Source organism: Leifsonia sp. ALI-44-B, assembly GCF_001984125.1.
Lineage (GTDB): Bacteria > Actinomycetota > Actinomycetes > Actinomycetales > Microbacteriaceae > Okibacterium.
In genome coordinates this window covers 1,670,430-1,691,399 of record NZ_MTQL01000007.1, presented here as the reverse complement: position 1 = coordinate 1,691,399, position 20,970 = coordinate 1,670,430, and the positions used below count along the sequence as shown (strand labels likewise).

Here is a 20,970-nt window from a genome sequence, read left to right as displayed (position 1 = left end):
ATTGCTCGATCGCGACTGTGGAGAACGAAACGCTAGTCGGGCGAACCCATCTGCGTGGCCACGAACCGGATGCCGTCGGCCACCTGCTGCCACGACGACCCCTGGAAGATCGACAGCCGGCCGTCGGCGTCGAGCGTGCGCAGCTGCCGGGCCGTATTGCCACCCGCCACCGCGACGGCACCCTCGCTCGAGGGAAGCTGCTCGGACTGGCCGCGCACCGCCTGCTGCACCACGGTGCGCTCGTCGCCCTCCCCCGCCGTCACCGATGCGACCGAGACGCTGTCGACCCAGGTGGCCCCGATGGCCGTTCCCGAGCCGATCGTCAGTTCGACGGGTTCGCCCAGCGTGAGCGGCAGGTTCGCGTTGTTGCGCTCGATGCCCGCCACGAGCAGGCGGTTCTGCCCGCCGCTCCGCAGAAGAGCCAGCACACGCGTACCGTCCCGCGACACCTGCAGCGACACGATCTGCGAAGCTTCGGGCCAGCTCGTCACGACGGGGGTCTGCGTGCCGTCTGCGGCGATGGCGTGCACGTCTCCCGGGCGATCGGAGGGGACGGTCCAGACGTAGCCGAAATTGTCGAGGGCCGGCGCGATGAGGTTGGCTCGTTCATCCACCATGGTCGGTGACGATGCGCCCGACCGAACGGATGCCACGCCCCCGGCCGTGAGCACCGCGGCCTGCGTCTGCGCCGCATTGACCGTTGCAGCCTTCGGGTTCACGCCCTCGATCTGCGTCGACAAGCCTTCGATGCGCTGGATGGCCGACGCGTTCTGGAAACCGAACGTCTTGCCGTCGAAGACGAGGGCGCGGGAGTCGACGCGCGGCGTGGCCACAGTGAGCGTAGGGATCTCCTCGACCGTGCCCGCGATCGAGATTTGCACGGCCGTGATGGACGACACGCCCGTGAGGCTCGCCGTGACCTGCGCCTGCATGCGCTGCAGCGCGATGGTCTCGGCCTGCAACGCCTCGCGGTTGAGGTCGATCTCGGCCGTCGTGCCCCGCAGCGGCACCGAATCCTTGCTGAGCGCCGTGCCCTCGGGGAACGCCGTGACGACGGCCTGCTGCAACCATTCGCTCGGGCCGTCGAGCAGGGCCGTGACGATGCGTGTGCCCGTCGAGGCGCGCGACGGGAACCAGCGCAGGTCGGGCACGAGGTAGGTCCAGCTCGGGTCGAAGAAGCTGAGAGCATGGGCGCTGAAGACGCTGTCGAACTTGCTGCGTTCGAGCACGATGCCGTCGGGCACCTCGCTCAGGCGCCACTGACCGTTGACCTCGGTGAAGTGATAGCTGCGGCTGACGGGCTCCGACGAGGATGCCTCACGGTATTCGCCGGCCGCGCTGACATCCGCGGTCGCCGTCGTGGTCAGCGCGATCGTGCGTTCGTCGACCGCCGAGTAGAGGCGCTTCGACTGCTCGTCGACCGTGACGCTGGCGTCGGGGTTCCAGTCGACCTTGGCGCCGGGGGCCAGGAACTCGCGCGCGATCTCGTAGTTGTTCAACGGGCTGGATGCCGCCTCGACGAAGCCCTCGAGAATGGCCTGTTGGTCGGCATCCTGTTCGGGGCCCTTCGGCACGAAGAGGAACCCGGGGTCGGTGTCTTCTTGCACGCTCTCGCCCTGTTCGACGGGGCCCTGACGCGGGATGACCGCGCACCCCGTGAGCACGAGCAGACCGGCGACGAGGAGAGCGAGGACGGAGGGGCGCGAAGAGCGCGAAGAGCGCATAAAGCGCGGCGAGCGCGAGGAGTGCGGGGCGGTCATAGCGTGTTCTCCCGCCGGTAGTCGGCTTCCGAGGGCAGGTCGTGCCCGGGCGATGTGCGTGTCGCCGCGCCCGAGCTGGACGAGGAGGCGGCCGCGGAACCGGCTGCCGCCTCAGACGAGACGCCGGTATCCGGAGCGTCGGCGAACGTGGGCGCCGTGCCCTCGGCATCCTCGGGCGGCAGCGGCAGCGGCGACACCGAGTAGGCCTGCCCGAAGCGGCGCGGCAGGGTGAGGCGGAAGCAGGTTCCTCGGCCCTCCTCCGACCAGAGTTCGAGCGCACCGCCGTGCGATTGCGCGTCCTCGAGCGAGATGGCGAGGCCGAGGCCCGTGCCGCCGATGGTGCGTTTGCGCGAGGGGTCGGCGCGCCAGAAACGGTCGAACACGCGGCGGGCGTCGGCCTCGGACATGCCGAGCCCGTAGTCGCGCACCGAGAGGGCGACGGCGCGTTCGTTGCTGTCGACGGTGACCACGATGGGGCGACCCTCGCCGTGTTCGACGGCGTTGCCCACCAGGTTGCGCACGATGCGGCGGATGCGGCGCGGATCGACCTCGACCTCGGAATAGCCGCCAGGGGCCACGAGGCGCAGATCGCTACCCTTCGACTCGGCCAGGCTGCGCATCTCCTCGACGGAGTCTTCGGCGAGGTGCACGAGGCTGACCTTTTCGGTTTCGAGTTCGACCGAACCGGCGTCGTAGCGGCTGATCTCGAGCAGATCGCTCAGCAGCAGCTCGAACCGCTGCGTCTGCGTGTGCAGCAACTCGGCCGTGCGGGCCGTGGCGGGCGGGAAGTCGTCGCGCTGATCGAACAGCACGTCACCCGCGAGCCGGATGGTGGTGAGCGGCGTGCGCAGTTCGTGCGAGACATCCGAGACGAATCGCTGCTGCACCATCGACAGGTCGGCGAGCTTCTTGATCTGCGCCTGCAGGCTGTCGGCCATGCCGTTGAACGACCGGGCGAGGGTGGCGAGCTCGTCTTCACCGCGTTCGGGGATGCGCACCGCCAGATCGCCGGACGCCAGCCGCTCGCTCGTGTCGGCGGCGACGCGGATGGGCGTCACGACGAGTCGCACGACCACCCACGCCACGGCGCCGACGAGCAGCATGAGGGCGAGCCCGCCGAGCACGAGCGTGCGCTGCACGAACAACAGGGTCTGCTCGGAGTCGGCCAGGTCGTAGCCGATGTAAATCTCGTAGCGCCCGGCCCCCGGCACCGTCACCTCGGAACCCACGATGATGCCCGCGCTCTGCGACCCGTCGTCGGCCGTGAGCGTGGTCGACTGCCACCACTGATCGGTGGCGCTCGACCGCACGCTCTCGCGCAGTTCTTCGCTGATGACGTCGCCGCCGAGCCGGGCCGCCTCGAAGTCCTGCGGAGCCAGGGGCGTCGACTCCTGGCCGGGCGCGCGGTATCCGGCGATGAGCTGCGACGAGGATGCCTGGGCGATCTCGGTGCGCGCCGAGATCATCAGATCCTGCACGGCCGCTTTGTCTTCGGCGTTCGACGAATCGAGGATGCGCTGGGCCGACGCCACGGCCCGGTTCGACTCGGCGAGCACCTGGTTGAGACGCGACTGGAAGAGGTCGTTGCCGATCGAGAACGACATGTACATGCTCGTGATCAACACGGCGAGGAAAGCGAGCGCGAACGTGTTCGCCACGGTGCGGAACTGCAGCGACCGGCGCCAGGTGGCGACGATCGAGGTCGGCCACGTGCGCCAGGAGCGGAAGAACGTGGCCGCGCGCTGGGTGCCGGTCGGCGCCGGGCCGGCCGACGACGGGCCGGTTCGCGCCTGGCCCGTTCGCGCCTGCCCGGTTTGCGCCCGTCCGGTCTGAGACATGGGGGTTCGGTCAGGCCACGGAGCCGGCGCGATAGCCCACGCCGCGCACCGTCATGACGATCTTGGGGTTGTCGGGGTCGAGCTCGACCTTGGCGCGCAGGCGCTGCACGTGCACGTTGACGAGGCGCGTATCGGCCTTGTAGTGGTAGCCCCAGACCTGCTCGAGCAGCATCTCGCGCGTGAACACCTGCTGCGGTTTCGACGCGAGCGCGAGCAGCAGGTCGAATTCGAGCGGGGTCAGGCCGATGGTCTGGTCGCCCCGGCGCACCTCGTGGCCCGAGACGTCGACCGTGACATCCCCCACCGTGATCGACTCGTTGGTCTCGGTTGGTGCCGGGCGCAGGCGCGTGCGGATGCGGGCCACCAGCTCTTTGGGATTGAACGGTTTGACGATGTAGTCGTCGGCGCCGGATTCGAGGCCCTTCACGACATCCGCCGTATCGGATTTGGCCGTCAACATGATGATGGGCACGCCCGACTCGCTGCGGATGCGGTTGCACACCTCGATGCCGTCGATTCCGGGCAGCATGAGGTCGAGCAGCACCAGGTCGGGTTTGGTGCGGTGGAAGGCCTCGACGGCTTCGTCGCCGTCGGCACAGAACTCGGGGTCGAAACCCTCGGTCCGCAGCACGATGCCGATCATCTCGGCCAACGCGGTGTCGTCGTCAACCACCAAGATTCGTGCGCTCATTCGCCTCGTTCTCGTTTCGCCTGTGCGCCTGAACACGCCACAGTTGGGTGACTCGCCCCGATGAGGCGAGTGGTCGTCGAGTCATCCTAACGGCGGACGCTGAGGGGCCGCAGTCCGATCGATGGTAAACCGGGCCCGCACTATGACAGCATGGTGGAAAGACCCTGTCCGTGAGCGGTGAGGATTCGCTGGATGACCAACGACGATGGATGGCGCTCACCCGGCGCCGATGCGAACACCAACGGTTCCGCCGGGGGGCCGCGCGACGACACTCCTCCGCGCTACGGGGAGCGTCTGCCGGAGGGGCAGGCTCCGCAGCCTTACGGGCAGCAGCAGCCGACTTATGGCGAGCAGCAGCCGCAGTATGGGCAGCAGCCCCAGTATGGCCAGCAACCGCAGTACGGGCAGCCCGGGCCTTACGGTCAGCAGCCGCAGCAGCCTTATGGCCAACCGCAATACGGTCAGCAGCAGCCCTCCGGCCAGCAGTATGGTCAGCCGCAGTTCGGCCAGCAGGCGCCCTTCGACCCGAACAACCCCTACGGGCAGCAACCGTTCAATTCGCAGAACCAGGGCTGGGCTCCCCCGCCCAAGCCTGGCCTGATCCCGCTGCGCCCCCTCTCGTTCGGCACGCTCATCGGGGCCCCGTTCCAGACGCTGCGCCGCAACCCGAAGACGACCTTCGGCAGCGCCCTGCTCATCACGGGTGTCACCACGATCCTCACGTTGCTCGTGGTCGGCCTCGTCAGTTACTTCGCCTTTGCACGCATCTCGCAGGCGACCTACGAGGACCGCGACACCATCGCTGCGGGCGCGCTGCTGCAAATCGTGCTCGCGAGCCTGATCCCTCTCCTTCTCACCATCGCGGGCGCCGTGTTCCTGCAGGGCGTCATCGTCACCGAGGTGGCCCGCGCCACGCTGGGCGAGAAGCTGCGTCTCGGCGAGGCCTGGAAGGCGACCTGGCCGAGGTTCTGGCCGCTCGTCGCCTGGACGCTCGTCGCGTCGCTCGCCATGATGCTCGCGATCGGCCTCCTGATCGGCCTCATCGTCCTGCTCGTGTCGCTCGGCGGCGGTTTCGTCGGGGCCTCCGTCGCCGTCGGCATCCTGGGTTTCCTCGTTCTCATCGCGGCCGTCTTCTGGCTGTCGACGAAGCTGGCGCTCGTGCCGAGCGGCATCGTGCTCGAACGCTTGGGCTTCGCCGCCGCCATCCGACGCTCGTGGTCGCTGACCACCGGCTACTTCTGGAAGACGCTCGGCATCCAGCTGCTCGTCGCCTTCATCGTGGGCACCGTCAGCCAGGTCGTCACCACGCCCGTCTCGGTCATCTTCTCGGTCGTGGCGGGGTCGCTCGACCCGACGGGTTCCGAGATCACCGACAACAACATCACCGCGATCGTCGTGCTCTACATCGTGCTGGCGCTGCTGTCAATCATCACGTCGTCGGTGACCGCGGTGGCCCAGAGCGCCACGACCGCTCTCATCTACATCGACCTGCGCATGCGCAAAGAGGGACTCGACCTGCAGCTCATGCGATTCGTCGAGCGACGCGAGCGCGGCCAGGCATCCGATGCCGAGAACCCGTATGACTTCGACGGCAACACGCACCAGCCGCAGCAGGCTGGCCCGCAGCAGGGCTACCCCGGCAGCGGCCCCGGCAGCAACACGGGCCCCGGCACCTGGGGCGGTAACGGGGCGTGATCGCGGGCATCGTCGTGGGGGCCGGCAGCGATGCGGCGACAGCTCTGACCCGGGTTTCGGCCTGGGCTCGGGATGTCGCGCTCGAGGTTCCGGTTGACCCCGACGCGCCCGAAGCCAAACGCCTGCTGCTCGAGGAACTCTCGAAACCCGGCTATGCCGAGGCCCAGCCGAGCCTCTTCGACCGCATCTCGCAGGGCATCTGGGAGTGGCTCATGTCGCTCTTCACCGGGGGCGGCGGCACCCCCGACGGACTGTTGCCCGCCATCGTCGTGACCATCGTGGTCGTGGCCGTCGTGGTGGCGCTGCTCATCTGGGGTGTGCCCCGCCTGAACCGCCGCAGCCAGGCCGAGCCCGGCGTGTTCAGCGCTGAGGATGCCCGGGATGCGCGCCAGATCCGGGCCGATGCCGAACGCGCCGCCCAGGCGGGCGACTGGTCGCTCGCGATCGCCGAGCGGTTCCGAGCGCTGGCCCGGGGCCTGTCCGAGCGCACCATCGTCACCGTCACACCCGGAACGACGGCTCACGAGGTCGCCGCGCGCGCCGCGACATCCTTCCCGGCGTTCTCCGACCGGTTGGCCGACACTGCGCGCGCCTTCGACGAGGTGCGTTACCTCGGCGAACCGGGCACGGCGGAGCGCTATGCGGACATAGCCCGGCTCGACGACGATCTGGCGGGCCAGGCGCCCGTCGGGTTCGACGCCGCGCCGGTCGACGGGGCGTCCGCGGCTGGGGGTCTTCGATGACGACCCCGACCAACTCTGTGCCCGGCTCTGAATCGTCCGCCGAAACCCCCACGGTTCGGCAGTTCTTTCGCCGCAACACCTTCTGGATCCTGCTCGGCATCGTGGCGCTCGGCGTCGTCCTCCTGTCCGCCGTCCTGCGGGGCGGCGCCACGGGCACGACCATCCCCCTCGCGGCCGACTCCCCCGCACCCGGCGGCGCCAAGGCCGTGATCGAGGTGCTGAAGAACCAGGGCGTGACCGTGCACGTGGCCGACACCGCATCCGAGGCCGATGCCGCGCTGGTCGAGAATCCCGGGGCCACACTCGCCGTCTTCGACGACTCGGGCTACCTCGACGACGACCGGCTCGCCGAGATCGTCTCCGAGGCCGGACGCACCGTGCTGATCGCGCCCGACTTCGGCATGTTGCAGGCTGTCGCACCCAGCGTACGGCTGGCCGGGTCGCCCGATGCCGACGACGAGGCGGCCGATTCACCCGAGGCCGCGTGCACGGTTGCCGCGGCCGAGCGAGCCGGCAGCATGGCATCCGGTCTTTCGTTCGGCATCGACGACGAGACGAGCATCGGATGCTTCGGCAGCGGTCCGTCCGGCGCCGAAAGCTACCCCCTCGTCGTCACGAGCGACGGCATCAGCATCGTGGGTCCGCGCGCCGTCTTCGACAACGAGCACATCGTGCAGCGCGGGAACGCCGCCCTGGCGCTCAACCTGCTGGGCGAGGCCGACGACCTGGTCTGGTACCTGCCGACCCCCGCCGACCTCGAGGCGAACGGCCCGCCCACGCTGCAGGCCCTGACCCCCGACTGGTTGGTGCCCGCCACCTCACTTCTCGCCATCACGGCGCTCGTGGCCGTGTTCTGGCGGGGCCGCCGTTTCGGCCCCCTGGTCGTCGAAGACCTGCCCGTGACCGTTCCCGCCGGGGAAACCCGCGAGGGGCGCGCGCGGCTCTATCAGCGCAGCTCGGCGCGTGGGCGCGCCGTCGACGCCCTGCGCATCGGCACGACCGGCCGCATCGCCACTCGACTCAAACTGCCGCGCTCGTCGTCGGTCCTCGAGGTCGCCGACACGGCGGCGGCCAAGCTCGGGCGGCATCCGTCCGAGATCCGGGCCATCCTGGTCGACGCCGCGCCCACCTCCGACCGCGACGTCGTCGCGCTGTCCGACCGCCTGAACGACCTCGAACGCGACATCCGCCACGCCACCGACCCTCTTGGGAGGAACTCATGACCGACGCCACTTCGCCGTCCCGCCCCACCGACGACGACCTGCGCCAACGCCTGCAGGCCGTTCGCCTCGAGGTCGGAAAGGCCGTCGTGGGCCAGGATGCCGCCGTCACGGGCCTCATCATCGCCCTCCTGGCCCGCGGGCACGTGCTGCTCGAGGGCGTGCCGGGCGTGGCCAAGACGCTGCTCGTGCGTTCGCTGTCGACGGCGCTGCAGCTCGACACGAAGCGCGTGCAGTTCACGCCCGACCTCATGCCGGGCGATGTGACGGGTTCGCTCGTCTATGACGCCAAGACGGGCGAGTTCGAGTTCCGCGAGGGCCCGGTGTTCACCAACATCCTGCTCGCGGACGAGATCAACCGCACGCCCCCGAAGACGCAGTCGGCGCTGCTCGAAGCCATGGAGGAGCGACAGGTGTCGGTCGACGGTCTCGCCAAGCCCGTGCCGACGCCCTTCCTCGTGGCCGCCACGCAGAACCCCATCGAATACGAGGGCACCTACACGTTGCCCGAGGCGCAGCTCGACCGCTTCCTGCTGAAGCTCGTTCTCGACCTGCCCGAGCGCGACACCGAAATCGAGGTGCTGCGCCGCCACGCCGCCGGCTTCAACCCGCGCGACCTCGCGGGAGCGGGCCTGCGCGCCGTGCTCTCGCCCGCCGACCTGGTGGCCGCCCAGTCGGCCGCCGCGGCCACGGGCGTCTCGACCGATGTGCTCGGCTACGTCGTCGACCTCGCGCGCGCCACACGACGCAGCCCCTCCGTGAGGCTCGGCGTGAGCCCCCGCGGCACCACGGCCCTGCTGGCCGCCGCCAAGGCCTGGGCCTGGCTCACGGGCTACCCGTCGCTCACACCCGATCACGTGCAGGCCATGGTGTTGCCCGTGTGGCGTCACCGCCTGCAGCTGCGCCCCGAGGCCGAACTCGAGGGCGTCGGCACCGACACCATCCTGCGCCAGGTGCTGCAGCAGGTTCAGGTTCCGATCTAAATGGCTATCACCGGCCGCCTCGTCTGGCTCACGGCGCTCGGGCTCGTGCCCGTCGTCGTGCTCGGACAGGCCACGGGCGAACCGGGCTTGCTCCTCGGCGCGTGGCTCGTGCTCGTCGTCGTTCTGCTCGCCATCGACCTGGCCGCCGCGGCATCCCCGCGGAAGACCTCGCTCGAGCGGCGCCTGCCCGAGCGCGTGCGTCTGGGTGAGGCCGTCGACACCGAGCTTCTCGTCACGAACACGGGTGGCCGCACGTTGCGCGTGCGCGTGCGGGACGGATGGCAGCCCTCGGCGGGTGCGCCCGGCACGAGACCGCGCCTCAGCATCCCGGCCGGCGAGCGCCGACAGATCCTCAGCCGGTTGACGCCCACGCGCCGCGGCGAACGACACGTCGAAACCGTGACGCTGCGCAGCTACGGCCCCCTCGGCCTGGCCGCGCGCCAGGTGACCCTGCGCGCCCCCGGCACCCTGCGCGTTCTGCCGCCCTTCAACGCGCGCAAACACCTGCCATCCCGGCTGGCCCGCCTGCGCGAACTCGACGGGTCGACGAGCGTCATGGTGCGCGGCGCCGGAACCGAGTTCGACTCCCTGCGCGAATACGTGCGCGGCGACGACGTGCGCTCGATCGACTGGCGCGCGACCGCCCGCCGGCAGGACGTCGTCGTGCGCACCTGGCGGCCCGAACGCGACCGGCGCATCGTGATCGTCATCGACTCGGGCCGCACCTCGGCCGCCCGCATCGCCGACGAACCGCGCATCGACACGGCCTTCGAATCGTCCCTCCTACTCGCAGCCCTGGCCTCGAAGGCGGGCGACCGCGTCGACGTGCTGGCCTTCGACCGCCGGGTGCGGGCGCGCATCCAGGGGGCGACGGGCGCGGCCCTGCTCTCGCGCATGGTCGATGCCCTGGCTCCCGTCGACCCCGAGCTCATCGAGACCGACTGGGCGTCGGTTCCCGGCGAGATCCGGCAGATCACCAACCAGCGGGCGCTCGTCGTGTTGCTGACGACGATCGATGCGCCCGCGGCATCCCGAGGGCTGTTGTCGATGTTGCCTCAGCTGACCCGCCGGCACCGCGTGATCGTTGCCTCGGTCACCGACCCCGAAGCGCTGGATGCCGCAGCGTCCCGCGGCACGCTCGACGACGTCTATCGCGCCGCCGCCGCCGAACGCCAGTTGCTCGACATCGAACGCGTGCGCACCGCGCTCACCCAGGTGGGAGCCCAGGTCGTGACGGGCTCGCCCGAAGATCTGCCGCCCGCGCTGTCGGACCTGTACCTGCAGCTGAAAGCGACGGGCCAGCTTTAGGCCGGCTGCAGCGCCGTCTTGGGCCGCTGCGCCCTTCTGCTCAAGGCTTGCACAGCGGCGCGCGAACCTGTCTTGCGCCCCGGCTCCTAGGCCGCGTAGATGCGCTCGGCGCCCGCCTCGAAGGCCGACAGGTCACCCGTCTCGCCCGCCCGCACCGCGCGGCGGCCGAGAATCAGCATGTAGGCCAGGAACGCCGCCAGCGCGAGCGCCCCGATGCCGATCTTCACGGGCCACGGCCACGGCTGCGGCGTGACGAACCCCTCGATGATGCCCGACACGAACAGCGACAGCACGAGCCCGATCACGACCGTGAACATGGAGCGGGCCTGGCGCGCGAGCGATACGGCGCGGGGCAGGCCGCCGGGCGCCACCCAGGCCCAGAAGATGCGCAGCCCGGCGGCCGCGGCCACGAAGACGCTCGTGAGCTCGAGCAGCCCGTGGGGCGCGATGTAGAGGAAGAACGTGTCGGCCTCGCCCTGGCTGAACAGCACGGCGGATGTCGTGCCGAGGCCCTGAGCGTTCTGCAGGATTATGTAGGGCACCCAGATGCCCGTCACGCCGAAGGCGATGCACTGCGCGGCGATCCAGGCGTTATTGGTCCAGACCTGGCCGGCGAAGGACGCGGCGGGGTTCTCGGAGTAGTAGTTGATGAACTCGTCGTTCGCGATCTTCTGCAGCTGCGCGTCGGTGCCGAAGTTGGCGAGCACCTGCGGGTCGTTGAGCACCCAGAACGACCAGAGCGCCGCGACGGCGACCGTGACGAGAGCGACGATGAGCGTGAGCCAGCGCAGCTGATAGAGCGCGGCCGGCAGCTGCACGACGAAGAAGCGTGGCAGCTGGCTGAGCACGTTGCTGGATGCCGCGGTGAACCGCATGCGGGCCCGCGACAGCGAGACGCTCAACCGGGCCCCCTGCACGCTCGAGCCGGCGACGCTGGCGATCTGCGAGAGCTGCGTGGCCCCGGCCTGGTAGTGCTCGATCAGCTCGTCGGCTTCGGCACCGCTGAAGGACCGCTTCGCGCCGAGGGCGTCGAGTCGGTCCCACTCCTGGCGGTGGGCGGCGGTGTAGGCATCCAGATCCATCTGCTTAGATACTATGCATGTCGGCGTCGAGTTACACCCCCGGGGGCGGGACCCGCTCGCGCGTCGATCCCGGTTCCGAGCTCATCACGGGCGAGGCCGTCGCCCTCGAGGTGCGGCCGACCGGCTTCATGCTGCGGGCCGTCGGCGATATCGTCGACGTCCTCGTGAGCGGTCTGCTGCTGCTCGGCGGGTTCCTGCTGCTCGGCGCGGCGAGCACGGCCGTCGAGCTCGACCAGGCCGCCGTGGCTGCACTGTCCTCGGTCATCCTCGTCACGTCCACGGTCATCGTGCCCTGCATCGTCGAGACCGTCACGCACGGGCGCTCGCTCGGTCGGCTCATCGTCGGCGCACGCATCGTGCGGGATGACGGGGGCGCCGCGTCGTTCCGCCACGCCCTCATCCGAGCCCTCGTCGGGTTCTTCGAGATCTACATCACGTTCGGCGGGGTCGCCGCCATCACGGGCCTGCTCTCGGAGCGCTCGAAACGCCTCGGCGACCTGCTCGCCGGCACCTACTCGCAGCACGAACGTGTGCCGCGCATTCCCGACCCTGCCCTCGGCCTGCCGCCCCAGCTGGCCGGCTGGGCTCCGCTCGCCGATGTGGGCCGCCTGCCCGATGCCCTCGCCCGCCGCGTGGCGCAATACCTGCGCGAGGCCCACAAGCTCACGCCCGAGTCGCGCGCCCGCCGCGGCTACGAACTGGCGGCCGAGGCCTCTGCCTTCGTCTCCCCCGTGCCGCCCGTGGCCCCGGAGATCTTCCTCGCGGGCCTGTCGGCGCTCCGTCGCGACCGCGAATTCGCCGCCCTGCAGCTCGAGAAGCAACGCCTCGCGCGCCTCGAACCGGCCCTGCGCGGCCTGCCGCACGACTTTCCCGACCGCTGAACCCCTGAACGACGAACGGGCGCCCGGCTCACAGCCAGACGCCCGCTCCCCGCACGATCGCTTAGTAGCGGTAGTGATCGACCTTGTACGGCCCCTCGACCGACACGCCGATGTAGGCGGCCTGCTCGGGGCTCAGCTCGGTGAGCTCGACGCCCAACGCGTCGAGGTGCAGACGCGCGACCTTCTCGTCGAGGTGCTTCGGCAGCACGTAGACGCCGATCGGGTAGTTGTCGTTCGACACCCACAGCTCGATCTGCGCGAGCACCTGGTTGGTGAACGAGTTGCTCATGACGAACGACGGGTGGCCCGTGGCGTTGCCGAGGTTCATCAGGCGACCCTCTGACAGCACCAGGATGCTGCGGCCGGTCGGCAGGCGCCACTCGTGCACCTGCGGCTTGATCTCGACCTTCTCGACGCCCTCGATCTTCTCGAGGCCCGTCATATCGATCTCGTTGTCGAAGTGGCCGACGTTGGCGACGATGGCGAGGTGCTTCATCTCGAGCATGTGCTCGGGGCGGATGACACCCAGGTTGCCCGTGCCGGTCACGAAGATGTCGACCTCGGACACGACCGATTCGAGGCGCGCGACCTGGTAGCCATCCATGGCCGCCTGCAGCGCGCAGATGGGGTCGACCTCTGAGACGATGACGCGCGCACCCTGGCCGCGCAGCGCCTCGGCGGCACCCTTGCCCACGTCGCCGTAACCCACGACGAACGCGACCTTGCCGCCGATGAGCACGTCGGTGGCGCGGTTGAGGCCGTCGGGCAGCGAGTGGCGGATGCCGTACTTGTTGTCGAACTTGGACTTCGTGACCGAGTCGTTGACGTTGATGGCGGGGAACAGCAGCTCGCCGTTGCGCGCCAGCTCGTAGAGGCGGTGCACGCCCGTGGTGGTTTCTTCGGTGACGCCCTGCAGCTCGGCCGCGACCGTGGTCCAGCGGTCGGTCGACGTAGCGAGCGAGCGGCGCAGGAGGCCGAGGATGACCGAGTACTCGTGGCTGTCGGCATCCGTCGTCTCGGGCACGGCGCCCGCGAGCTCGAATTCGCGACCCTTGTGCACGAGCAGCGTGGCGTCGCCGCCGTCGTCGAGGATGAGGTTGGGGCCCGTGAAGTCGGCACCCTGGGCGGAGGCTTCGGCGCTCCAGTCGAAGATGCGGTCGGTGCACCACCAGTACTCGTCGAGCGTCTCGCCCTTCCACGCGAAGACCGGCACACCGGCGGGTTCGGCGGGCGTGCCCGTCGGGCCGACGGCGATGGCCGCGGCGGCCTCGTCTTGCGTCGAGAAGATGTTGCAGCTGGCCCAGCGCACCTGCGCGCCCAGCGCGACGAGGGTCTCGATCAGAACGGCGGTCTGCACGGTCATGTGCAGCGAACCGGCGATGCGGGCGCCGGCGAGGGGCTGCGAGGGGCCGAACTCCTCGCGCAGGGACATCAGGCCCGGCATCTCGTTTTCGGCGAGGCGGATCTGGTGGCGGCCGGACTCGGCCAGCGAGATGTCGGCGACTTTGAATGCGGGGCTCGTGGCCACGTCGGGGGTTGCGATGCTCATTGTCTTATTCTCGCATCGACGCATGGCGTATGACGGACCACCCCTGGGGAACACTCAGGCGGTCGGCGTGTAGCGCGCACAGGTCGTAGCTGTGCGGGTCGGGCGTGAGGCCGAGCGGACCGACGACGACCAGGGAATCCGAATAATCGTAGGTGAGCGTGGCGACGGCCGGGCGGCGGCATCCCACCTTGGTGCAGAGTCGTTCGGTCACAGTCAGACAGCGTACAAGTTGGCGGCCGGGCTGTGCCTGACAGCGGCCTACACTGGATGCATGGCCAGACGAACCCGGGGAAGCTCCTACCCCGAGCGCAACGCCTCACAGCGCGCGGTGCGACACGACCGGCACGGGCGATCGGGCCGCAGTGCCGTCACGGGGCCGCACCTGCCCATGCTGCAGAACCGCCTCGACCTGTTCGATTCGACGGTCGCGTCTACGGCCGAGTTCCTGCGCGGCTCGTGGCCCGAAGAATTGTCGAGCGTGCGCTACGAGGTGGCGCCCATGCCCGCCGAGGCGCCCGAGGGCGGCGGAGTCCCTCGCTGGGCCACGTTCCCGGCGGCCCGGCGCATCGTGCTCTACCGGCTGCCCATCCAGCGACTCAGCCGGCTGCACCGCGACGACGAGCTGCACCAGCGCATGATGATCGAGAGCTGCGTGTTCCGTGCAACGGCCGAGCTGCTCGGCCGCGACCCGTGGGATCTCGGGCCCGAGCGGTTCCGCTTCCTCTAAAGAGGCATCCGCTCGAGGCGAGCTCAGATTCAGCGCACGTATACCGTGACCGTATCGGCGGCCGGGTTGGTCGGCGCGATCGAGAAGCCCGCGATACCGCGATCGCCCGAGTAGACGACGCGTCCGAACGCTCCGACGGCTCCCGTCAGCGTGTAACCCGAGTTCTCCTTCAGCGGCACGGTCACGGCGGTGCCGGGCATGACGGTCAGCGAGCGGTTCTCGCCCCCGCCATCCAGCGTCGCGTCGAGCGCCGTCGAGCCGGGGTTCGAGAGGTGCAGCACGGGGTTCTGCCCGGCGGGGACGGCGAACGAGGCGGCTGCGCCGAGTGCATCCGATGCCGGCGACCACGCGAAGTCGCTCTTGTCGCCCGCGACGGCGGTCGAACGCCCGGCCGCCACGAGAGGCTGCGTCGAGGTGAGAACGATGGTGTAGTTGCCCGGGTCGAGGCTCGCGAGGTTGATCTCGCCGGCCGACTGGTGCGGCACCGTGACGCTGAGCGGCGCCGGCGCGTTCTGATCGTCGCCCTCGCCGATGAAGTTGAGCGCCACGTCGGCGTCGTCCTCCCCCGGCACGAAAACACGGATGACGGGAGCCTGATCGTCGTAGGCGTCGTCGTTCGCCGTGGCGGGGATATCGCCCGGAACCACGAAGCCCGGGATCGTCACCTCGGTGCGCGGGGCGACCGTCGCGCCCGCCCAGTCGACGCCCGTGGGGGTCAGGCCGCGCACGACCGACTGCTGGATCACGGCGCTCACCTGTCCGCCGCGCGTCGTCACGTGTACGACGGGCATGACCACGTTGGGCGCGAAGGCCGCGAGCGAGAAGACCTTCTGCTGACCGGTCTGCACGATGATGCCCTGCGAACCGGGCGCCTGGATGGGCCCGTCCTCGCCCGAGAACTCGAGGTCGACGACGGCATCCTGCGCGGTGGGGTTCGTGAGCACGAGCAGGCTCGTGCGCCCGACCTCGGTCGAGCCGGCGACGACCCAGCTGTTGGCGGACGGTTCGGCGCAATCGGCGGCCGCTGCCCCGAAGACGTTCTCCTGGTCGGCGAATTGCGATTGCGCGCCCGCGAGGAGTGCCGCGGCATCGGAGCTGTCGTCGGTGGGGGCCGTGAGCCGCAGGGGCAGACCCGAGGCGTCACCGGACGTGTTGTCGGGCGAGGCCAGGGGCTCCTGAGCGGCGTCGCGGCCGGAGAGCGTGGTGGTGGCGGCCCCGATGGACTGCACGGCGGCGAGGGCCGTGTCGGTCGAGGCGAGCTGCAGCAGAGGCCCGGCGCAGGCGCGCAGCTGGCTGGCTCCCTCGGGGGTGACCGAGGTGCGCGGGGCTTCGCGGCCGAGGTCGGGCAATTGCACCGTTCCGGCGGCGAAGATGGCGGCTCCGGCCAGCGCGAGGCCGACGACGCCCGAGACGATGCGGCCGCCAACGGCTGCCGCGCGACGTGTGTTAGCCACGGGTGTGCTCCTCTCGCTCGGCGGTTCGGTCTTCGTCGGAGTGATGATCCGTCGTCTTCTGCTCCTCGTCCGGCAGGTCCTCCGCGGCGACTTCGATGGGCTCCGGATGCTGCGTTCCCGCGGCCGTCACGCCCACCTCGGTCGCATCCACGGCGGGTTCCTTGGCGCGGCGGCGGCGACGCTCGGGCCGGACGCGGTCGCGGCGACCCACCGTGCGGGGCGTCGACTCGGTGGCACGGCGCGAGGCGGCGGTCGGGATGGAGAGCAGCAGGGCGATGAGGAACACGACGCCCGTGCCGATGAGCACGACGTTCGACCAGAGCGGCGTCGTCTCGGGGGCCGGACCCGTCGAGGCCTCGCCGTCGTTGCGCCACAGCATCCCGCGGCCCGTTTCGCCCACGTGAGCCAGCTGCGCGTTGCCGTCGAGGGCCGAGATCGCGCGCACGCGCAGCTCCTCGGAACGGGTGGTCGCCGATTCGCCGCGGTTGGTGGCGGGCGGCGCGACGAGGATGAAGCGGATGCCGTTCTCCTCGAGGCCCGCCTGCAGGTCGTAGCCCGACTGCGACACCAGGTTGCCCGCGAGGGTGGCCAGGCGCAGATCGTCGTCCTCGACCACGGGGTCGGTGCTGACGATGGTGGACTGTCGGTCGAGGGTCTCCCCCGCGCCGCGCACGAGCTGGGCGGCGAGCCCGCCGTCGGGCTGCGGCGTGAGGATGAGCGTTCCGGCGCGCGGCTCCTGAGCGGCGGCCGCGGCCACGTAGGCCGGCAGGGTGCGCCCGTCGGTGCGCTGCACGACCGACGTGCCGAGGGCGCCCGCGGCGACGAGGGGCACGGCCACGGCGGCGAGCATGAGCGCCGAGACGACGGCGGGCGCGCGGCCCGCGCGACGCAGGCTGTCGAGACCCACGACGGCCGCCCCGACGAGGCCGATCCAGTAGAGGCTGAGCGCGGGACCGGCCCACACCGAGGTGTTGAACGACCCGACGAACGTGAGCATGAGGTGCGAGGCGCCGACCGCCGTGACCAGGCCGAGCAGGCCGACGAAGAGGAGAACGGCCGCGCGCACGCTGCCGGGCAGGAAGAGCGCCGCGAGCGCGAGCAGGGCAAGGGGTGCGAGCAGCACGGGCACGAGGATGTGCAGCACCTCGGCGGGGAGCCCGAGGGACTGGCCGAACGTGAGCCATCCGCCCTCGTCACCGGCCGGGAAACCGAGCGCGAGCTGCCATCCGGTGGGCTGCGGACCGACGATGGGCAGGCCGGGGTCTGCCAGCAGACGCAACCAGTTGCCGCCCACGATGCCCTGCTGCCACACGAGCGGGGCGAACAAAGCGGCGGTCGGAATGATGGTCCACACGACGCGCACGATGGCCTTGCGCGACAGCACGAGCGCGAGAACCCACAGCACGACCATGGCGGGGGCGAGCGAGGGCGCCGCGGCGACGGTGGCCGCGAGCAGCAGCGAGGCCGTGCCGGCAGAAGCCCACGACCGCGCCACGACGGCTCCGACATAGAACAGCCAGGGCAACAGCAGGTGCACGAGAACGGCGGCCGGGCGGCCGTCGGCGAGCGACGAGAGGAACGTGGGCGCGAGCGTCCAGACGATGGCCGCGAAGATGCGGTAGCCGCTGCGCTCGGTGAGCCGCGTCGCCGCGAACCACGCACCGAGCGTGGCGAGCGGGAAGGCCAGCAGCCACAGCAGCACGAGCGCGTAGGAGGGCTCCCAGAACGTGATCGATCCGAGCACCGCGAGCACGGCCGAGAACGGGTCGGCCGCACCGACGAAGCCGAGGCCGATATCGCGCCAGCCATAGCCGATGTGCTGCCAGAGCTGCGGCACCTGCTCGGACAGCGGCAGGAGGCCGCCACCCTGCAGAGCAGTCGCGGGCAGCAAGGAGAAGAACGCGATGACGCCGGCGAGAGCGGATGCGAGCACGACCCACGCCGCGCCCCCGGAGAAGAACCGCAGCTCGCTGCGTTCGACCGTGTAGACGACCTGGCCGGCCTCGCGGCTGAGGCGTCGGCGTCGACGCACTTCGGCGAAGGGCAAGCGGAGCGGTTGCACCGACGACCATCCGACCGTCTTGGAGTTCTTCAGGCGTTTGCGAGCCGCGAGCACCTTCGTGCCGCCGAAAGCCGTGACGAACGCGGCCGCGAGCTCGCCGCCGACGAACTCGGGGGTCTTCGAGAGGAGGCGCCAGATGGCGCGCAAAACGGCGAGCGGAACGAGGCTCAGCCAGTGCAGCCACACGACGGCGGCGGGCGCGTAGACGAGGCGGCGGTGCAGCTGAGCGGTGCGGGCGGCCCGGGCGCGTCGACGGCGGGCGTGCGCGCGCTTCGAGCGGTTGGGGCCCGCGACACCGTCGCCGGCCGTGAGGATGACGGCGTCGGGCACGAGCGCGACGCGGTGCCCGGCGAGGCGCACGCGCGTGGAGAAGTCGAGGCCGTCGTCGGTCGTCGGCAGGCCGGGGTCGAAGCCGCCGACCTCGTCCCAGACGCGGTGGCGCACGAGGAGACCCGCGGGCGCGGCGCCGAGCACGTCGCTCGCGGTGTCGTGCTGGCCCTGGTCGAGTTCGTTCTCGACCAGTTCGACCGTCGTGCCGAACGGGGTCATCGACTGGCCGAAGGAGACGAGCGTCGAGCCGTCGGGCCAATCCACGTTCTTGGGGGCGGCGACGGCCACCGAGGGCGACACCTCGAGCGAGCCGACGAGGCGCGCCAGGGCATCCGGTTCGGGGGCCGTGTCTTGCGCGAGCAGCCAGAGGAAGTCGTCGTCGGAGGCGGGCGGCTCGGCGACGCGGAGCCCCGCGGCGACCGCCTGGCCGAACGACAGACGGTCGTTAGAGGTGACGATGCGGTCGGGCACGGCTCGGCGCACGAGCTCGAGTTCGGCCTCGGGTGTGGCGCACGCGACCACGATGACCGTGTCGGGGCGGCGAGTTTGCGCCGCGACGGCGTCGAGGGTACGCCGAAGGTGCCGCTGGTCGTCGGCGGGGTCGTGTGCACGGGGGGACGCGGTGGGACCTGTTCCGTCGTGGACGACGATGATCGCTGTTACTCGGGGAGACATCGGCTCAACCCTAAGCTCGCGTTCTTGCTGCGCCCGTCAGGCGCGGTGGCGTGGCTCACATTTGGCCACGAGCCGACGCCGGGGTGTTAGCCCGCGCGCTTCTTGAGCTTGCGACGCTCGCGCTCGGAGAGGCCGCCCCAGATGCCGAAGCGCTCGTCGTTTTCGAGAGCGTATTCGAGGCACTGCGACCGCACTTCGCAGCTCGAGCAGATGCGCTTGGCATCGCGCGTGGAGCCGCCCTTTTCGGGGAAGAAGGCTTCGGGGTCGGTCTGGGCGCAGAGCGAATCGGTCTGCCAGGCGAGCGCGTCGTCCTCGACGGGCTTGCGCACCCCGGGAACGCCGAGCTGAACGGGATCGACGAACCAGTCGTCGGGGACGCCAGCGCGATACTCGGGTGCCATGGCTGCCCCTTTCTGGTGAAAATCCCCTATGCACCGACCGGTGCCTCGACATAATTACACCGTTGTCATTACCCTGCCGTCAAGTCGCGGATAGTAAACCCTCAAGTTCGGATGGAGAGTTGTTGAGGGTTTGTCGGCGTGTCGCGGCCCGGATGCCTCTCGCGAGACATCCGAGCACGACTCGTTATTCAGCGGCAGCGGAGGCCTTGCGCGCCGACCAGGCCGATTCGACCATCTCGGCCAGCGTGTGGCGCATGGTCCAGTCGAGATCGCGCGCGGCCCGCTCGCCGGACGCCACGATGCGGGCCGGGTCGCCGGGGCGGCGCGGCGTGATCTCGGGCTCGAAGTCGATGCCCGTCACCTGGGCCACCGTCGACATGATCTGGCCGACCGAGGCGCCGTCGCCCGAACCCAGGTTGTAGACGGGTTCGATGCTCTGGCCCGCGTCGAGGCGCTTCGCGGCGGCCACGTGCGAGGTCGCGAGATCGGCCACATGGATGTAGTCCCGCTCGCACGTGCCATCGGCGGTCGGGTAGTCGTTGCCGTTGATCTTCGGCGTGCGGCCCTCGATGAGCGCCTCGAACACCAGCGGGAACAGGTTGTGGGGGCTCGTGTCGTAGACGTCGGGGTAGCCCGAGCCGACGACGTTGAAGTAGCGCAGGCTCGTGTGGGCCAGGCCGCGGGCGACGCCCTGGTCGCGCAGCAGCCACTCGCCGATGAGCTTCGACTCGCCATACGGCGACTGCGGGTTCTTGGGGGTGTCCTCGGTGACGAGGTCGGTGTCGGGCGTGCCATAGACGGCGGCGCTCGACGAGAAGACGATGCTCGAGACATCCGCTTCGTCCATGGCCGCGAGCAGCACCTGCGTGCCCGTGACGTTCTGTTCGTAAGTGTGCAGGGGGCGCTGCACCGAGACGCCCGCGTATTTGAAGCCCGCGACGTGCACGACGCCCGTGATGTCGTGCTTCTTCAGCGTGTCGAGAACGAGGGCGCCATCGAGGATGCTGCCCCGCACGAACGGCACATCGGCCGGCACGAAGCGCTCATGGCCCGACGACAGGTCGTCGAGGACGACGACCCCGATGCCCTCCCGTTGGAATGCTCGAACCACATGTGCTCCGATATATCCGGCACCGCCGGTGACCAACCAGGTCATTCGCCCTCCATCGCGTGATGCGACGCCCGAGCGGTGCGGCGCGCGGCCGCTTTCGCCGCGGAGGACGTCGACGTTTTCCTGGCTACCTTATCGCGGGCGCCGAGTCGCGATCGGCGGACACCGGCATGCGGCCGATGCCCCGGCTCGGGTTCCGGCTCGAGTCCCGGCTCGTGTTCCGGCGAGCGCTGTTGCGACGGCGCCGACGACCGCTGGATCGTGCGGTCGATCGTGCGGTCGGGTTCCGGCCCGTCGAGCGTGGCGCGGTGGCGGTATCCGTCGCGCAGGAGGTCGACGACCGTGTAGGCCGAGGCGGTGAGGGCGAGGATGCCGAGGCCGGCGAGCAAGAGTAAGGAGGTCATGGCAGTAATCCTTCTCCTTGCGCTTTCCTGCCACGAGTGGCAGAGTTGCCACACTT

At 70.2% G+C, this 20,970-nt stretch carries 18 protein-coding genes; 7 read left to right on the top strand and 11 right to left on the bottom strand.

Annotation, left to right across the window (positions count from 1 at the left end):
* Positions 1 to 32 precede the first annotated feature (32 nt).
* From ALI44B_RS14815 to mtrA, 3 genes are read right to left on the bottom strand one after another with little or no spacing between them, the layout of a single operon-like run.
* Positions 33 to 1,760 carry an LpqB family beta-propeller domain-containing protein gene (locus tag ALI44B_RS14815; RefSeq protein ID WP_083710083.1) on the bottom strand — a complete coding sequence of 576 codons (1,728 nt, stop codon included), beginning with the start codon at positions 1,758 to 1,760 and terminating at the stop codon, positions 33 to 35.
* Entirely contained in the window at positions 1,757 to 3,598 is a 1,842-nt protein-coding gene (gene mtrB / locus ALI44B_RS14810) for an MtrAB system histidine kinase MtrB (protein WP_077055318.1), read from the bottom strand. The genes ALI44B_RS14815 and mtrB overlap by 4 nt, the downstream gene beginning before the upstream one ends.
* Before the next feature lie 10 nt (positions 3,599 to 3,608).
* Complete coding sequence (gene mtrA / locus ALI44B_RS14805) at positions 3,609 to 4,289, bottom strand: MtrAB system response regulator MtrA (protein WP_077055317.1); 681 nt, start codon at positions 4,287 to 4,289, stop codon at positions 3,609 to 3,611.
* 192 nt (positions 4,290 to 4,481) lie between these two features.
* On the opposite strand from mtrA, the gene ALI44B_RS14800 reads away from it, so the two are divergent.
* The 5 genes from ALI44B_RS14800 to ALI44B_RS14780 are packed head-to-tail and all read left to right on the top strand — an operon-like array spanning position 4,482 to position 10,238.
* Positions 4,482 to 5,984, top strand: coding sequence for a glycerophosphoryl diester phosphodiesterase membrane domain-containing protein (locus ALI44B_RS14800; RefSeq protein ID WP_077055316.1), 1,503 nt, complete (start codon positions 4,482 to 4,484; stop codon positions 5,982 to 5,984).
* Positions 5,981 to 6,727, top strand: a complete 747-nt coding sequence (locus ALI44B_RS14795) for a DUF4129 domain-containing protein (RefSeq protein WP_083710081.1) — start codon at positions 5,981 to 5,983, stop codon at positions 6,725 to 6,727. The genes ALI44B_RS14800 and ALI44B_RS14795 overlap by 4 nt, the downstream gene beginning before the upstream one ends.
* Complete coding sequence (locus tag ALI44B_RS14790; RefSeq protein WP_077055315.1) at positions 6,724 to 7,950, top strand: DUF4350 domain-containing protein; 1,227 nt, start codon at positions 6,724 to 6,726, stop codon at positions 7,948 to 7,950. Before ALI44B_RS14795 ends, ALI44B_RS14790 begins: the two co-directional genes overlap by 4 nt.
* Positions 7,947 to 8,930 (top strand): AAA family ATPase, encoded by a 984-nt coding sequence (locus ALI44B_RS14785; protein ID WP_077055314.1) that lies wholly within the window; start codon positions 7,947 to 7,949, stop codon positions 8,928 to 8,930. Before ALI44B_RS14790 ends, ALI44B_RS14785 begins: the two co-directional genes overlap by 4 nt.
* A complete protein-coding gene (locus ALI44B_RS14780; RefSeq protein ID WP_077055313.1) occupies positions 8,931 to 10,238 on the top strand; it encodes a DUF58 domain-containing protein in 1,308 nt (435 codons plus the stop codon).
* Positions 10,239 to 10,324: 86 nt separating this feature from the next.
* Here the strand turns inward: ALI44B_RS14780 and ALI44B_RS14775 are convergent, their stop codons facing one another.
* Positions 10,325 to 11,320, bottom strand: coding sequence for a stage II sporulation protein M (locus ALI44B_RS14775; protein WP_077055312.1), 996 nt, complete (start codon positions 11,318 to 11,320; stop codon positions 10,325 to 10,327).
* A 17-nt stretch (positions 11,321 to 11,337) separates the two neighbouring features.
* On the opposite strand from ALI44B_RS14775, the gene ALI44B_RS14770 reads away from it, so the two are divergent.
* Complete coding sequence (locus ALI44B_RS14770) at positions 11,338 to 12,201, top strand: RDD family protein (RefSeq protein ID WP_077055311.1); 864 nt, start codon at positions 11,338 to 11,340, stop codon at positions 12,199 to 12,201.
* Between the two features lie 61 nt (positions 12,202 to 12,262).
* Here ALI44B_RS14770 and ahcY read toward each other — a convergent pair whose 3' ends face one another.
* The gene (ahcY, locus tag ALI44B_RS14765) at positions 12,263 to 13,750 is read right to left on the bottom strand and encodes an adenosylhomocysteinase (protein WP_077055310.1); all 1,488 of its coding nucleotides are present in this window, start codon (positions 13,748 to 13,750) and stop codon (positions 12,263 to 12,265) included.
* A 4-nt stretch (positions 13,751 to 13,754) separates the two neighbouring features.
* On the bottom strand, positions 13,755 to 13,961 hold the full coding sequence (locus ALI44B_RS14760) for a DUF3499 family protein (protein ID WP_077055309.1): 207 nt from the start codon (positions 13,959 to 13,961) through the stop codon (positions 13,755 to 13,757).
* 60 nt (positions 13,962 to 14,021) lie between these two features.
* On the opposite strand from ALI44B_RS14760, the gene ALI44B_RS14755 reads away from it, so the two are divergent.
* Entirely contained in the window at positions 14,022 to 14,477 is a 456-nt protein-coding gene (locus tag ALI44B_RS14755; protein WP_077055308.1) for a metallopeptidase family protein, read from the top strand.
* Positions 14,478 to 14,506: 29 nt separating this feature from the next.
* Here ALI44B_RS14755 and ALI44B_RS14750 read toward each other — a convergent pair whose 3' ends face one another.
* The 5 genes from ALI44B_RS14750 to ALI44B_RS14730 form a co-directional block, all read right to left on the bottom strand.
* Positions 14,507 to 15,931: a DUF5719 family protein gene (locus ALI44B_RS14750; protein WP_077055307.1), complete on the bottom strand. Its 1,425-nt coding sequence runs from the start codon at positions 15,929 to 15,931 to the stop codon at positions 14,507 to 14,509.
* Positions 15,924 to 18,998 carry a glycosyltransferase family 2 protein gene (locus ALI44B_RS14745; protein ID WP_077055306.1) on the bottom strand — a complete coding sequence of 1,025 codons (3,075 nt, stop codon included), beginning with the start codon at positions 18,996 to 18,998 and terminating at the stop codon, positions 15,924 to 15,926. Before ALI44B_RS14745 ends, ALI44B_RS14750 begins: the two co-directional genes overlap by 8 nt.
* An 86-nt stretch (positions 18,999 to 19,084) precedes the next feature.
* On the bottom strand, positions 19,085 to 19,399 hold the full coding sequence (locus tag ALI44B_RS14740; protein WP_077055305.1) for a WhiB family transcriptional regulator: 315 nt from the start codon (positions 19,397 to 19,399) through the stop codon (positions 19,085 to 19,087).
* Between the two features lie 184 nt (positions 19,400 to 19,583).
* Complete coding sequence (galE, locus tag ALI44B_RS14735) at positions 19,584 to 20,555, bottom strand: UDP-glucose 4-epimerase GalE (RefSeq protein ID WP_077055304.1); 972 nt, start codon at positions 20,553 to 20,555, stop codon at positions 19,584 to 19,586.
* On the bottom strand, positions 20,552 to 20,914 hold the full coding sequence (locus ALI44B_RS14730) for a hypothetical protein (RefSeq protein ID WP_077055303.1): 363 nt from the start codon (positions 20,912 to 20,914) through the stop codon (positions 20,552 to 20,554). The genes galE and ALI44B_RS14730 overlap by 4 nt, the downstream gene beginning before the upstream one ends.
* Positions 20,915 to 20,970 lie beyond the last annotated feature (56 nt).